The organism is Pseudomonas sp. CH61, from assembly GCF_059429415.1.
This window is the reverse complement of record NZ_CM182098.1, coordinates 5,133,572-5,145,788: the sequence shown is the minus strand read 5'-3', so window position 1 is coordinate 5,145,788 and position 12,217 is coordinate 5,133,572. Positions and strand designations below refer to the sequence as shown.

At 58.1% G+C, this 12,217-nt stretch carries 19 protein-coding genes; 3 read left to right on the top strand and 16 right to left on the bottom strand.

Annotated features, from left to right (window positions below; translation table 11 throughout):
- Positions 1-3: 3 nt before the first annotated feature.
- The 14 genes from AC5SEM_RS23165 to AC5SEM_RS23100 all read right to left on the bottom strand — a co-directional run bounded on the left by AC5SEM_RS23165 (position 4) and on the right by AC5SEM_RS23100 (position 7,926).
- Entirely contained in the window at positions 4-144 is a 141-nt protein-coding gene (locus AC5SEM_RS23165; protein ID WP_039013052.1) for a DUF6890 family protein, read from the bottom strand.
- Between the two features lie 23 nt (positions 145-167).
- On the bottom strand, positions 168-461 hold the full coding sequence (locus AC5SEM_RS23160; protein WP_039756535.1) for a putative phage tail assembly chaperone: 294 nt from the start codon (positions 459-461) through the stop codon (positions 168-170).
- Positions 458-973: a lysis system i-spanin subunit Rz gene (locus AC5SEM_RS23155; protein WP_495471345.1), complete on the bottom strand. Its 516-nt coding sequence runs from the start codon at positions 971-973 to the stop codon at positions 458-460. Before AC5SEM_RS23155 ends, AC5SEM_RS23160 begins: the two co-directional genes overlap by 4 nt.
- A complete protein-coding gene (locus AC5SEM_RS23150) occupies positions 973-1,506 on the bottom strand; it encodes a lysozyme (RefSeq protein WP_116256723.1) in 534 nt (177 codons plus the stop codon). The genes AC5SEM_RS23155 and AC5SEM_RS23150 overlap by 1 nt, the downstream gene beginning before the upstream one ends.
- The gene (locus AC5SEM_RS23145; protein WP_041074592.1) at positions 1,503-1,799 is read right to left on the bottom strand and encodes a hypothetical protein; all 297 of its coding nucleotides are present in this window, start codon (positions 1,797-1,799) and stop codon (positions 1,503-1,505) included. The genes AC5SEM_RS23150 and AC5SEM_RS23145 overlap by 4 nt, the downstream gene beginning before the upstream one ends.
- Positions 1,796-2,008 (bottom strand): TraR/DksA C4-type zinc finger protein, encoded by a 213-nt coding sequence (locus AC5SEM_RS23140; protein ID WP_495471344.1) that lies wholly within the window; start codon positions 2,006-2,008, stop codon positions 1,796-1,798. The genes AC5SEM_RS23145 and AC5SEM_RS23140 overlap by 4 nt, the downstream gene beginning before the upstream one ends.
- Positions 2,008-2,460, bottom strand: coding sequence for a phage protein (locus AC5SEM_RS23135; RefSeq protein WP_039756525.1), 453 nt, complete (start codon positions 2,458-2,460; stop codon positions 2,008-2,010). The genes AC5SEM_RS23140 and AC5SEM_RS23135 overlap by 1 nt, the downstream gene beginning before the upstream one ends.
- Before the next feature lie 6 nt (positions 2,461-2,466).
- Positions 2,467-3,582 (bottom strand): DUF2586 domain-containing protein, encoded by a 1,116-nt coding sequence (locus AC5SEM_RS23130; RefSeq protein WP_495471343.1) that lies wholly within the window; start codon positions 3,580-3,582, stop codon positions 2,467-2,469.
- Positions 3,583-3,593: 11 nt separating this feature from the next.
- Entirely contained in the window at positions 3,594-4,277 is a 684-nt protein-coding gene (locus AC5SEM_RS23125) for a phage virion morphogenesis family protein (protein WP_495471342.1), read from the bottom strand.
- Positions 4,264-4,716 carry a phage tail protein gene (locus AC5SEM_RS23120; protein ID WP_495471341.1) on the bottom strand — a complete coding sequence of 151 codons (453 nt, stop codon included), beginning with the start codon at positions 4,714-4,716 and terminating at the stop codon, positions 4,264-4,266. Before AC5SEM_RS23120 ends, AC5SEM_RS23125 begins: the two co-directional genes overlap by 14 nt.
- On the bottom strand, positions 4,713-5,174 hold the full coding sequence (locus AC5SEM_RS23115; protein ID WP_495473497.1) for a head completion/stabilization protein: 462 nt from the start codon (positions 5,172-5,174) through the stop codon (positions 4,713-4,715). The genes AC5SEM_RS23120 and AC5SEM_RS23115 overlap by 4 nt, the downstream gene beginning before the upstream one ends.
- 98 nt (positions 5,175-5,272) lie before the next feature.
- On the bottom strand, positions 5,273-5,977 hold the full coding sequence (gpM, locus tag AC5SEM_RS23110) for a phage terminase small subunit (protein WP_495471340.1): 705 nt from the start codon (positions 5,975-5,977) through the stop codon (positions 5,273-5,275).
- Positions 5,974-6,999, bottom strand: a complete 1,026-nt coding sequence (locus tag AC5SEM_RS23105; protein ID WP_495471339.1) for a phage major capsid protein, P2 family — start codon at positions 6,997-6,999, stop codon at positions 5,974-5,976. Before AC5SEM_RS23105 ends, gpM begins: the two co-directional genes overlap by 4 nt.
- Positions 7,000-7,926 carry a GPO family capsid scaffolding protein gene (locus AC5SEM_RS23100; protein WP_495471338.1) on the bottom strand — a complete coding sequence of 309 codons (927 nt, stop codon included), beginning with the start codon at positions 7,924-7,926 and terminating at the stop codon, positions 7,000-7,002. It lies immediately after the preceding gene.
- A gap of 162 nt (positions 7,927-8,088) precedes the next feature.
- Here AC5SEM_RS23100 and AC5SEM_RS23095 point away from each other — a divergent pair, with 162 nt between their 5' ends.
- Genes AC5SEM_RS23095 through AC5SEM_RS23085 form a run of 3 tightly spaced genes read left to right on the top strand, consistent with a single transcriptional unit; the run spans position 8,089 to position 11,211 of the window.
- Positions 8,089-10,122 (top strand): terminase large subunit domain-containing protein, encoded by a 2,034-nt coding sequence (locus AC5SEM_RS23095; RefSeq protein WP_495471337.1) that lies wholly within the window; start codon positions 8,089-8,091, stop codon positions 10,120-10,122.
- The gene (locus AC5SEM_RS23090; RefSeq protein WP_495473496.1) at positions 10,034-10,900 is read left to right on the top strand and encodes a phage portal protein; all 867 of its coding nucleotides are present in this window, start codon (positions 10,034-10,036) and stop codon (positions 10,898-10,900) included. Before AC5SEM_RS23095 ends, AC5SEM_RS23090 begins: the two co-directional genes overlap by 89 nt.
- A 53-nt stretch (positions 10,901-10,953) precedes the next feature.
- Positions 10,954-11,211, top strand: coding sequence for an ogr/Delta-like zinc finger family protein (locus AC5SEM_RS23085; RefSeq protein ID WP_495471336.1), 258 nt, complete (start codon positions 10,954-10,956; stop codon positions 11,209-11,211).
- Here the strand turns inward: AC5SEM_RS23085 and AC5SEM_RS23080 are convergent.
- Both AC5SEM_RS23080 and AC5SEM_RS23075 read right to left on the bottom strand, forming a co-directional pair.
- Entirely contained in the window at positions 11,187-11,399 is a 213-nt protein-coding gene (locus AC5SEM_RS23080; protein ID WP_495473510.1) for a hypothetical protein, read from the bottom strand. The genes AC5SEM_RS23085 and AC5SEM_RS23080 overlap by 25 nt on opposite strands.
- A 511-nt stretch (positions 11,400-11,910) precedes the next feature.
- Complete coding sequence (locus AC5SEM_RS23075; RefSeq protein WP_495471335.1) at positions 11,911-12,153, bottom strand: hypothetical protein; 243 nt, start codon at positions 12,151-12,153, stop codon at positions 11,911-11,913.
- Between the last annotated feature and the right edge of the window lie 64 nt (positions 12,154-12,217).

The window sequence follows — 12,217 nt, the reverse complement described above, 5'->3', positions numbered from 1 at the left end:
TCGTTACCCGTTCAGCGCAAGGGCGATGCCGTTAGCCACGGCGAACTCCATGCGTCTCCAGTGTTCGTCCTCCAGCCACTTGGCCGTCCCCATCGCCTCGGGCGTGGGTTCGGCACCAGGTAGCCAGCGGTTCGTCAGGGCCATCAACTGGCCCAGTCCGTTTTCGCTTAGGCGCTCAGCGTGCTCGAGCGCTTTTTTACGATCACCTCAACGTTCGGCGCGTACTCCTCGAGCAGCGCGCCGGCGATCTGCATCACCATCACCGGGTTGCCCAGCAGTGGTTTCAGCACGGTTTTTTGTTCCTGCAGCACAGTGGTCATCAACAGGTTGTTGCCTGGGGCGACCTTGTTGGTTTGGGTCAGCGCGTTGAAGTACTTGGTGACGTCGGCCGGGGTCAGGTTGAAGGTGAATTCCTGTTCGCCGACTTCCAGGGTGATTTCGGTGTTGTTCTGTTGGCTCATTGGGTAGATCTCTTGTTGAGGTTGGAAAAATTCCTGTCCTGGTGCGCTGGCGATCGCTGGCACACGCCACGGACGTATTGCTGCAGTCCGACGATCATTTGCCGGCTTAAGGCGAGCTGATCTCGGAGGGTGAAATAATCCGGTCGAGCGTCTGCTGCGAGTTCGGCGCGTCCTGCATCAGCCACGCGGCCGGTGCCGGCGGTGGCGGACAAAGATCCGGAAGCGGGACAGGTGGCGCTGACGTACAGCCGGCCAGTGCCATCGCCAATAGCGCGGCGCAGGCGTTCGTTTTCAGTGCGTGCATCGGTCAATTCCTTAGTGTTTCGTTGGTCGATCGCGTCCCGCTCGGCGAGCATTACGCCGCTGATGCGTGCCGCTTCCCGCAGGCCGCTGGCCTCCCATTTCGCGCTATCACGCTCGCGCCTGGCTTCGTCGCGCTGGCCTTCGAGCGATTCAAAACCGATCCAGGCGACCAGGCACAACACGACCAGGAACAAGGCTTGGCGCAGCATCACAAGCCCTCCGCACACAGCCGGGATTCGGCCAGCCGGCGGTTGTGCAGGCCCGGAATAAAGCGCTTCTGGCCCTTGGCGTCAGTCACAAAGGCCCATACCGGCGTCTTGCCGTCCGGCGCCCATGCCAGAGCTTTGCAGCCCTCGGCGATGCGGCCGGCGTTGATAAGCGCGACCGCTCGACTGGCGCAGGTGCTGGTCACGCCGAAGTTGTGGCCATGACTGGTGAGTGCGTCGAACGTGGTCTGTCCCACGTTCGGGTTCGTGATGCACTCGGCCAACTGCAACTGCGTTTTGCGGATCACCAGCTGCTCCACCTCGGCGCACTTGGCGGGCGACCAGTAGTCGCCGACCACGACTGGGTACGGGCTCGTAAACCGGGTGATGCCTTTGCAAACCGTGGGCAGTCCGCCGGCGAGCTTGTCCGCGTAAACGGTGTTCTGGCCGTTGCCTTCCCAGGTGCCCAGGAAGATCACCAGCGGCGTGCTGGCCAGCGCGATCGCACCGGCCATGATCCTGCCGCGCAAGCTCATGGGAACCACACCCGCAACAGTGCCGGCACCACCATCTGCAGGACGGCGCCAACCAGCGTCAGGATGGTCAGCAAGCGCCCGACCTTCGAGCCGATCACGTTGACCGCCAGGGTCAACGCCTGCTGGCCTTTGTTCAGTTCCTTGAGCTGGCCAGTCATGTTTTCGAATTGCTGCTCAAGCTTGGTCACGCGAGTCGGCACGGTTTCGTGACGACCTTCAAACTCATTCATGCGGTGCTCGATCACGGCAAGTTGCCGCTCCAGCGTTCCCAGACGCGAAGTTTCAGTGGTCATCGGCGTTTACTCTTCTCGACGTCCGTCTGGCACGGGACGCACCGGGTTATGCCTCCGTGCGCCTGGCGCGCCGGCGGGATTGGTGTGTCGCAGTCCTGGCAATGGGTCAGGCTTGGCCCGACCGGCACAGGCGTCAGCAACTGGGCTTTGATCGCCTGGTCACGTTGGCGCTGCTCCAGCTCCTGGGCGCGGTCGAACCAATCCACCATTAACGAATCCCCTCGATCTCGGTAGCGTCGAGGTACGGAACGCCGTTGATGTGAATGAAGTCCGGACTGGTGACGTCAAACGGCACCTTGTGTTTGGTCTTCTCGCCACCTTTGGGATCGATCGACAACAAGCTGGAGATCTTCACCTTGCAGCCGAAGGCCTCCACGCGCAGTTCCTCGTCCTCGCCGGCCTTGGCGAAGAACACCGCATCGAACGGCTTGAGCTTGCGAAAGCTCCCGGCCGATCGCGCCGCATCGATCAGCAATTGAAAGTTGGAGCTGTCCAGTTCCAGTTCGCCAGCAGCAGCCACATCGCCCTCCACGTAGCCGTCAGGCACGCCCCGGGTTTGGGCCACAGCCGAGTTGTCGGTAATGTCCAGGGTGCAGCTCTCGACGTGCAGCGACAGATCGCCCAGGCTCACGTCGAAGTTCTTGCCGCCAATTTTTGCCATGGGGCGTTACTCCGTTTTGTCAGTGGAAAGATCCAGAGCGATGTTCGCCGTGAGGTCTTTCGGGCAGTTGAGGGGTTTGAGCTTGATGTAGGCCGCAACCTTGGTTTTGCTGAGCCATTCCAGCACCAGGTCGCCATCCTTCGGCGGTTCGATGTCACCGGGAAACACCTCGCCGGCGAACTTGATGGACTTGGCCATGGCACGCAGCGGCGCCATCAGCTGGTTGGTGTTCACCGCCATGCTGTTGGGGGTACTGTTCAAGCGGCGATCGGCGACACGGCGGATCAGCAGCGGGCGAATCAGGCGAGCGGCTTTGTCGGTGATGCGCAGGTATTCCACGACTTGAAAGTCACTGCCTGGGGTGTCCAGCATGTTGCAGTCACCCCAGTACACGCCTGGATAGTCTGGGTAGGTCTGGGTGACGGAGAACCGCGCCCGATCCAGTTCGCTGCGCACAGCGGACGGCAGCGGTATCAGCTCCATATCGATAGGCACGTCGCCAAGCCCCAACACCGGCCCGGTGGCCACGCGCATCGGACTATCAGCGATGCTGACTGCCGAATTGGCCAAGCGGCCAGCCAGCACGCCCAGGTCATTACCGTGCAGTTGCGGCACCGGTGAAACGCGCGGCGCTGCCAGACCCGCGACCAACGCTTTTTGCTCGCTCAGGTACTGCGCCCAGGTCTGGTCGACGGCGATGCCGGCGGTGCTTGCCAGAAAGAAAACACGACGGCCGTAGGTGTTGTTCAGGGCGACGGCCGCGTCATTCATGGCCGATAGTTCGTCACCCTTGGCGACAGGTTTGGTGACGATTACCGCTTCCACCGACACCCCTTGTTGCTGGGTTGTCTCCAGAGCCGTGGCCCAGTCGCCTTCGGGGCCGATCGGGGCCGCCATGCAGGCCCAGCGATGGCCACCGTTCAAACGTGCGGCGGCGATTTGGGTTTTCAGGTCGCTCGCCGGGATGCCCAGGGCGGCGTCCAGATCGCTGTCGGTGTTCAGCGGGATGATCTGGCCGACGTTTTTGGCGGCGGGGCCGATGAAAAGAAAGTAACGCTCAACCTCTGTCACGGCGCCCTGGCCTAGATTGAGATTGTCGACGGTGACTTGACCGAGTGCCATGCAGTGCCTCGTTAGCGGGGTGAAGTTAGGATTTGTTGCAACACCTGGTTAATCAGGAGATTGGTTTCGCGTTCAGTTTCGGCGCCGATGAACTGGCGTTTCGGCAGCGTGATTTCCCAGCTCTGGGCACCAGTGCTTTCGCGGCGCTGGTCGTCCAGGATCCGGATCAGCAAGCCGGCCTTGGCGTAGTTCACATGCTGTTGAATCCACGCCACAGACGGCCGGGTCAGCGTCTTTTTGCCTGCTTGACGCACGCGAAATCCCAACCGGCGCAGGCGCTTGGCCTGCTTGTCGGTTGCTGCCAAACCCGGTGGGGTTTTGTTCCATCGGCGCATCTGTTGGGCGGTGCGGCGCTCACTGACGCCGTTGTGCTGCTGCGCGGCGACCCATCGGGTCAGGGCGTTTTTCCAGCCCAGTTCCGCTTCATCAGCGCTTACCCGGGTGACCACCATCAACTTGGCCAGGCCGGCTTCCATCTTCTTTTTGCCCTTGCTGTCGCCCCTGCGTGGAGCGAAGGGCGTGCCGTCCAGGTTCTTCTGCTCACGCACACGCTTGCGGCTCATCGTCCGCACGCGTTTGGTAACCTGGTTCAGCAAGCGGCGGCGCAATTGCGGCGGCAGGCTCAACAACGCCAGTTGTTCGCGTACGCCCAAGCGACCGCGAATGTCGAGTTCGAACGTGCTACGCCCGGCCATCGGTGGCCACCTCGCCGCGCTCTGCAATCCACAGATCAAACGGGACAAAGGCCCAGGTCTTGCCGAAGGCTTCGATCTCGCCGGCAGGGTCTTCGGCCAGATATTGCGGCTCGGCGAATTCCAGCGTGACTTCCACGTCGAAAAGGTCGTTGTCCAACGGCTCCACCGCGAACTCCGGCGCCGGCAATTCATGGCGGTCGCGATCGACATCGTGGTTTTCCAGCCAACTGCCGACCAGGGCCATCAGGCGTGCCGGATGGTCGGCGAAGCGCTCCAGCACGATCGCGGCGCGATAGTGCATGTCGGCGAAGTGCATGCCGCCGACGTCGGGTTTCCAGATCAGCGAAAGCTTTACCTGCTCGGTGAAGCTGTCGAGCTGTTCAGGTGCAACCAGGCGGCGCTCCAAAAGGTAGGCGGTCAGTCCTTGAAGCTTGGTCATAGCAGCGCCGCCGTTATACGGCCACGGCCTTGCAGAACCCGGATGGCTTGCTGGCTGAATTCCAGAAAGGTTTCGCCGCGCTCGGGCAATTCCTTGCCGATGTTTTCCGCGCTTTCGCGACGGTTCACGGTGGCGAATTGGGTCAGTAGGCTGGCTTTTGCACGGCAGTAAACGGCGCGCTTGTACGTCGCAGCGTGAAATGTGCGTTTAGGCAGGACCGTAGGGTCGGCCGTTTCCACGGTGGTGACACCGACGTTCTGCCAGTCGCTTTTGCGCTTGGTCAGATCGCGGTTTACCTCAATCATTGCGGTCTTTAAGTCGGTGACCAGCATGTCTACCAGGTACTCCGCCGGCAGGCGGTAACCCTTCTGAAACTCAGACACGGAGAGGTTCGGCCAAAAGCCGTCGTTCTCGATGGCCTGTTCCACAAAGGTCGTGGGTTTCCCGGAAAAGCTCATTACTGGGCACTCAAATAGGGCGGGGAAACTGTTTCTCATGGGGCGGGCCATAAATGGCCGACTCACGTCCACAGTTCCCCGCAGGGGGGGTAGTCGGGTTATTCGGAGGCGCTTTGAGCCTGTTGTTTTTCCAGTGCCTTGCGAGCGCCTTTCAGGCGCGTTCCCACGCCAATTTCGGAATGCAGTTCTTGGGCACGCTCAAAGTGGCGGACGGAGGTTTCCCATTCCTTGGCGTCGATAGCGCGGATGCCGAGCAATTTGTGATAGCGCGCCGGGATTTGTGCCGGCAGATCCCATTCACCATCCACGAACGGCATCATGTCGCTCAGGTATGGCTCGGGGCTGCGCCCGCACTTTTGCTCGTTCTCGGCCCAATCGATCACTGCGTCACCCACGAACGTCGGCACGTCACGCTTGAATCCGTCGGGCATTGCCTGGCCTTGCTGGATAGCGAACATGGCGACCTGCAAGCCCAGCTCGAACTGCTCGGTATCGAAGAGCCAGACCAGGACATGCACCAGCACCGGATTGGGGTGATTCAGTCCCGAGTCGCGGTAGCGCTCTACGTACTCCATGTACTTGGGCAGCAGCTCGTCACGCTTAATCAGGCGGCGGGTTTCGTGGTTGTTGATGTTGCTGAGCCGCTCCAGATCCACGGCCAATGCGCTTTCCATCAGCTTGAGGTGCTTCTGCGCATTAGCTGGACTGGCCAGAGCCGTGCTTGAGCTGTAGGGCTCCGCACGGGTCGCCGTGCCCGGACCTTCCGCGAGAACACGCCGCTTGTGGGCAAGGGCGATACTCACGGCAGCAGCTCCAGATTGCTGGCTTCGATCGCCGCGAACTTTTCCAGCTGCTCGATCACATAGCCCTCGTTGCGGCCGTTGTAATCTTCAACGCGGGAGCGTTTCGGGTTCTCGATCAGATGGCGGCGCCAACTGCTGTCCTGGAAGTAAATCGAAAGATTGTCCCAACTGGTCACGACAACGCCGGTGGATGGAAAGTGCGGGATGACGAAGGATGGCAAACCGCCGTAGGTGTCGATCACCTGCGCGTTTTCGATGCGTTCTTTTTCGGTCGGCGTGTCGCCTTGCTTGGCGTACAGCTTGCCCTTGTCATTGGCCAACAGATCGCTGCCGATGATTGCGATGAGGTCGCCGGCATCACGGAAAACAGGATCGATCATCTGTTTGACGTCGTGCACCAGGGCGTCAAGGTTGGCGTAGTCACCATCAGGGCCGAGGGTGATTTTGCCCGCGACTTTGCCTTCCTTCAGCACCTGGGCAGGGATCTGCTCGCGAGCCAGTTGCAGCCAACCTTTGTTGACGTCTTGCAGCATCGGGTGGGCCGCAAGGTCGGTCTGTGCCGCCGCTTCGACGCCATGCCAGCCGATCATGATGCGATCCAGCGCGATCTGGCGTTGCACCGCCGCGCCGTAACGCTCTGCAAAGTCCGGGAACTTGGCCCAGCTGTCGATCTTCGCGAATGGCAGACCTACGTCGGATTCAGTGTGATACAGCTCGTAGTCCAAGCCGGACACATCGCTGAAGTCCTTGGCTTCGCGGTCTTTGGTTTTGGTGTTGGTGCGGCTGGACACCGGGCCGGTCACGCCAAGCATGACTTTTTGACCCTTGATTTCATTGACAGGAACCACGTTGATGCGACTGAGAAAGTCGGATTTTTCGGTGATTTTGTCGTTCAGCTCTTGGGCAATGCTCGGTTCTACCGCGAACTGCCGAGACACGTCATGGACGTTGTACGACTCGGCCATGTCGTCCTGCAGAAGCGCGAACTGTTCCTGAGCGTGACTGCTGAGAGAGGCGCCCATTTACAAGGTTCTCCGCTTCGGGCTTTGGGTCGCGCCGGTGGTGCGCGGCACGTTGCGGCCCTTCGGCGTATCCAGTAGCGCGGTGAATTTCTTGTCCAGGTTGGCTACGGCCTTGGCCAACGCCAGGTTGCCGGTCGCGCCCTTGCGGCGACGGGAGTACTCGCGCTCTTCTTCAGCAGTGTCGAGAATGTCCTGCACGGAGGTGCCGACCGCGTCGATTTGGTCCTGGTCTGCTTCAACTTCAGCCGTGTCTGGTTCGATCAAGGTTTGAATGCCGGCAGCGACGAGCAACAGCTGTTCGACCAGTGCGGCCAGCGCTTTGGCTTGGGCGTCATCCATTGGGGTTTGGCTCTCTGATTGGGGGTTCGGGGTTGCTGGGGTTTCTTCGATGCCGAAGCGTTTGAACAGTCCGGAGAACATCGAAAGGAGTTTTTGCAGCTCGCCCTTGGGTTCAGATTCGTCAAATGAACCCAGCGGGAGGGCGGCGCTGTAATAAACGGTGGGGGAGACCTTTTTGCGGGAGAAATACAGCTCTTGGGTGCCAGTGCTGGCAGGGGAGTCGGTCACAGCCAAACCGGTCAAATAGGCTTTGCCTTTGCCACGGAAGTTAGGAGTGATCTCGATGCTGGTGAACAGCTTCTGGCCCTGGTCGTTTAGCCATAGCAATTGATCGTTGGGCTTGAGTTGGGCCTCCAGCGCGACTTGGCCAGGTTCCAGATCCTCGTCATCTTCCACCAGGCGCACTGCGTATACCGTCCCGTGGGATCCATAACCACGTTCGTGTTCGCACCAGATCACTGCCGTGTAAAAAGAAGGCTTATAGGTCTCGGCGATGTCTCGCAGTTCCTGGGGCAGAATCTCGCGGTTATCAGCGGTGGTGCCGCTGGTGGCGACACGTTTCCAGAAAGAAACAAGGGAACGGGGCATTGGCGTTTCTGCGCTCAATCGGTGGTTTGAGCCGCCACGATAGGGAGCGGAAGAACACCAAACAAACGCTTTGCTTTTGCTTTTCTCCTATTTTCAGGATCTAGGATATTCGCGGAATTTAACACCGCGTTTTCAACGTTTTCGCCGCATAGACTGCGGACCATGCTCTATTCAATCGAAGTCAAAGAAGCCGCTAAACGTCTCTATTTGCGTCGGTGCAAGCCGAAAGAGATTCAGGCCCAACTCAAGCTGCCGAATATCCGTATCGTCTATTACTGGATCGCCAAGGGCGGCTGGGACGAGATGCTTTCGGATGAAGAACCGCTGATAGCGGTCAGCCGGCGTCTGACGTTGATCCTTGAGAAACAGACCACGCTGACCAAAGGTGAGTTGGACGAACTGGACCGACTGACCACCGTGCGCGATCGACTGCTGAAGCAGTCCAACAAACCGGCGCAGGCGATCGCAGGTGAGGCGCCCGCGCACGACCAGGGCGATCGCCAAGACAGGCGCCGGGAGCGTGGCGACAGAGGCGGTAAGAAACGCGAAAAGAAAGTGAAGAACGACGTTTCCGGTCTAACCGAAGTCGACTTCCTAGATAAGTTCATCAGCAAGATGTACGGCTATCAAAAGGAATTGTTTGAAGCCAAACAGAACCCACTGACACGCCGAATCCGTAACATTCTGAAGAGTCGGCAGGTAGGTTTGACCTACTATTTCGCTGGCGAAGCGTTCATGGACGCGGTGCTGACCGGGGACAATCAAATGTTCTTGTCGGCCAGCCGATCGCAATCCGAGATTTTCCGTAGCTACATCATCCAGTTCGCCCAGCAGTGGTTCGGATTGGAGCTGACCGGCAATCCTATTGTGTTGAGCAACGGCGCCGAACTGCGGTTTCTCAGCACCAACAGCAGCACTGCTCAGGGGCACCACGGTCACGTCTACATCGACGAGTATTTCTGGATTCGCGACTTCGAAAAACTCAGCACTGTGGCCAGTGCTATGGGCACCCATAAGAAGTGGCGCAAGACGTATTTCTCTACTCCGAGCGCAGTAACGCACCAGGCCTATCCGTTCTGGACTGGTGAGACCTTCCGTAACAGCAAGCGCAAGGCTGCGAAGAATCCCTGGCCAAGCGAAAAGGAAATTGCCGCCGGCGCGCTGTGCCCTGATGGCCAGTGGCGCAAGATCATCACCATTGAGGACGCAATCGCCGGTGGCTGCGATTTGTTCGATCTGGAGCAATTGCAGCTTGAGTACGACGCGGACAAGTTCCAGCAGCTGTTCTACTGCAAATTCATCGACAGCACCCAAGGAGTGTTCGCACTGGCCGATCTGGAACGGTGCTACTCGGATCTGTCGTTGTGGACGGACTTCGAACCCGAGGACGATCGACCCTACGGAAACAGTCCGGTATGGATCGGCTACGACCCAAGTCGAACGCGAGACGACGCCACCTGTGTTGTCCTAGCTCCACCGTTAGAGCCAGGCGCCAAGTTCCGGATACTGGAAAAGCACAGCTGGCGTGGGCATTCGTTCACCTTCCAGGCAGCGCAAATCAAAAAGCTCACGGAGCGTTTCAACGTCCAGCACATCGGCATCGATACCACCGGTATCGGCTACGGGGTGTTTGACCTAGTGCGCGACTTCTACCCGCGTGCGACCTCAATTCACTACAGCCTTGAAACCAAAAACAGCCTGGTACTGAAAGCCCAGGACACGATCCAAGGCAGTCGAATCGAATGGGACGCCGGTTGGAACGACATCGCACAGGCCTTCTTGACCATCAAGCGCGGTGCGACCAGCAGCGGCCAGATCACCTACAGCGCCTCCCGTACCGACGCGACGGGCCACGCGGACATTGCCTGGGCAATCATGCACGCGCTGGCACACGAACCCCTCAACACCAACAAGCAGCGCCGAAGCTCCTACACACTCAGCGGAACAGGTACACATGGGCAAGCGAAGAAACCAGCAAACCGTCAATCCACCACGCGGGCGAGCGCGGGCGTTTTCGTTCGGCGCTCCCGAGCAGGTGCTGACCGAAAACATCGGGCAATACCTAGGCACGTTTGCCAGCCACGACGGCCGTATTTACACGCCACCAGTGTCGCGCCAAGGACTGGCGAAGCTGTTGCGCGCCAACGCGCACCACGGCGCCATTCCGGGTTTCAAACGCAACCTGCTGCTGCGTGAGTTCATCGCCTCTCCCGGGTGCAGCATTCAAACAATGAGCCGCGCTGGGCTGGACTTCATGGTGTTCGGAGAGTCCTATTTCCTTCGCAACCGCAATGTGTTCGGAGAAGTACTAGAAGTGGATCACCTGCCGGCGATCAACATGCGCGTGAAAGTGGATGGTGGTTTCGTGATGCTGTTGCCGGACGGCAAGGAAGTCGAATTTGACCAGGAGGAGGTCGAGCATGTCCTCAACTACGACGTGGAACAGAACGTCTACGGTGTGCCCGATTACCTTGGCGGTATGCAGGCACTTTTGCTCAACGAGGCGGCGACACTGTTTCGCCGGCGCTATTACAGCAACGGTGCCCACGCGGGCTACATCTTCTACACCAACGACCCGAATCTGACCGAAGACGACGAAAACGAGTTGCGGGCGCAGATCAGCGCAAGCAAGGGTGTGGGTAACTTCAGGTCGATGTTTGTGAACATCCCTGGGGGTACCGAAAAGGCGATTCAGATCATCCCTGTGGGAGACTTTCAGGCGAAAGACGAGCTGGAGAAGGTGAAGAACATCACCCGTAACGACGTCATTGCGGCCTGGCGGATGAACCCGGCGCTGGCGGGGATTATCCCAGAGAACAGCGGTGGATTTGGCGACATCGAAAAGATCGATCGGGTTTACACCAACAATGAAATCCGTCCGATCTGTCAATTATTCGATCAGTTGAACGACTCACTGCGGGCCGATCGGCGTATTGGATGGCGTAATCCAGTAGAGGCAGGCGCAGCAGTTTGAGGTTGCTTCAAGTAGAATAGTGTATATACATACACCATTGGGGAAGGGGCACAATGCGGATCACTTGTAGGGATTGTGGGGGTAAGGCTCGTATTGGTTCGCGTGAAAACATGAATCTGGAATATGCGAAGCTGTATTGCCAGTGTCTCAACCCGCACTGTGGGCATACGTTCGTAATGAGCCTTACCTATTCACATCCTTTGCGTCCATCTGCTCAGTCGGTCGACCAGTTGATTTTCGACCGACTCCGTGAAATGCCAATAGCTCAGCAGCGTCAGCTATTCGATCAACTTAGTTCATTGCCCGTCTGATTGAACAATTCTCCCAGTTCTTTAGAACATTCCAGTAATCGGCCATGACTCCAAGTCATGGTCGCTACTACTCCGCCGCTTTCCTCTTCGTTCAGTGGTCTAGCGCCGACTGATACGCTTAATGACATAATTACCTTTGCGACCTCTTCTATGATGTCTCTTGTTTGGATAATAGTTCGCTCGTCCATTTCTATGGCTCCATGCTGGGCGGATCAGATGCAGCGCACTTTACTTATTTAAAAAATAGATTGTCAAATAGTATTTTGGTCGCGTTTGGCATGTGTGTGAAGTTGCCTAAAAACCAAAGCTACACTGTTCTGCCGTATCTGGAAACCCCCGGATTACGGAGCCTTGGTGACATTGTGGTCTGCCTTTAGATCTCAACTTTCTGCATGAATTTATACTTTCGTGTATGCGTAATTACATACGTACGTGAGGGGTTGCGTTCTGGAGATCGGATTTTTTTTAGTTGACGTAGGCTCTTCGTGGCGATGTATAGCTAAACATTTGCGGCATTTTTAAATTATTTGAGTTTTCTTGCTGTTGGGTGTTGTTGAGTTGATTTGCATGAAACTATGTTTTCATGCATGTCAAGCAGTTGAGGTAATAGTGGGGAGGCAGATTTAATAAGGCGCAAAAAAGGGCGCCGAAGCGCCCTTGTCAATAAGACGTTGCTGAAATTTTAGCCGCTAAAAACCATTACGGCTTGTTGCGAGGCGTCGCCAGCGTGACTACGCCATAACGCCGATGTCCATGCGGATCTTCGAACGCGGCAACAACCAGGCCGGCGGGTAACGAGATATGTGCTACGCCATTGCCTGTGTCGTGGTGGAGTAGTGCGGTGGCCTCCACCAGATGAAAGTCGGCGGGCAACTCCATCTGTTTGCGGACATCGTCATACTGCGCCTCACTGACTGCTACAAACTGACCGTCGATCAGCATGGGCTAACTCCTTTCTGTTGTACTGCTATGGGTTTGGCGAGTAGTCGGGCGACCACGTCAGCAT

Bases quoted from the DNA above. Each gene is read 5' to 3' on its own strand.
- AC5SEM_RS23155 (WP_495471345.1), bottom strand. From the start codon at position 973: ATGCTGCGCCAAGCCTTGTTCCTGGTCGTGTTGTGCCTGGTCGCCTGG.
- AC5SEM_RS23095 (WP_495471337.1), top strand. From the start codon at position 8,089: ATGCTCTATTCAATCGAAGTCAAAGAAGCCGCTAAACGTCTCTATTTG.
- AC5SEM_RS23105 (WP_495471339.1), bottom strand. From the start codon at position 6,999: ATGGGCGCCTCTCTCAGCAGTCACGCTCAGGAACAGTTCGCGCTTCTG.
- AC5SEM_RS23140 (WP_495471344.1), bottom strand. From the start codon at position 2,008: ATGGTGGATTGGTTCGACCGCGCCCAGGAGCTGGAGCAGCGCCAACGT.
- AC5SEM_RS23160 (WP_039756535.1), bottom strand. From the start codon at position 461: ATGAGCCAACAGAACAACACCGAAATCACCCTGGAAGTCGGCGAACAG.
- AC5SEM_RS23120 (WP_495471341.1), bottom strand. From the start codon at position 4,716: ATGACCAAGCTTCAAGGACTGACCGCCTACCTTTTGGAGCGCCGCCTG.
- AC5SEM_RS23080 (WP_495473510.1), bottom strand. From the start codon at position 11,399: ATGGACGAGCGAACTATTATCCAAACAAGAGACATCATAGAAGAGGTC.
- AC5SEM_RS23100 (WP_495471338.1), bottom strand. From the start codon at position 7,926: ATGCCCCGTTCCCTTGTTTCTTTCTGGAAACGTGTCGCCACCAGCGGC.
- AC5SEM_RS23125 (WP_495471342.1), bottom strand. From the start codon at position 4,277: ATGGCCGGGCGTAGCACGTTCGAACTCGACATTCGCGGTCGCTTGGGC.
- AC5SEM_RS23115 (WP_495473497.1), bottom strand. From the start codon at position 5,174: ATGAGCTTTTCCGGGAAACCCACGACCTTTGTGGAACAGGCCATCGAG.
- AC5SEM_RS23075 (WP_495471335.1), bottom strand. From the start codon at position 12,153: ATGCTGATCGACGGTCAGTTTGTAGCAGTCAGTGAGGCGCAGTATGAC.
- AC5SEM_RS23135 (WP_039756525.1), bottom strand. From the start codon at position 2,460: ATGGCAAAAATTGGCGGCAAGAACTTCGACGTGAGCCTGGGCGATCTG.
- AC5SEM_RS23085 (WP_495471336.1), top strand. From the start codon at position 10,954: ATGCGGATCACTTGTAGGGATTGTGGGGGTAAGGCTCGTATTGGTTCG.
- AC5SEM_RS23165 (WP_039013052.1), bottom strand. From the start codon at position 144: ATGGCCCTGACGAACCGCTGGCTACCTGGTGCCGAACCCACGCCCGAG.
- AC5SEM_RS23150 (WP_116256723.1), bottom strand. From the start codon at position 1,506: ATGAGCTTGCGCGGCAGGATCATGGCCGGTGCGATCGCGCTGGCCAGC.
- AC5SEM_RS23145 (WP_041074592.1), bottom strand. From the start codon at position 1,799: ATGACCACTGAAACTTCGCGTCTGGGAACGCTGGAGCGGCAACTTGCC.
- AC5SEM_RS23130 (WP_495471343.1), bottom strand. From the start codon at position 3,582: ATGGCACTCGGTCAAGTCACCGTCGACAATCTCAATCTAGGCCAGGGC.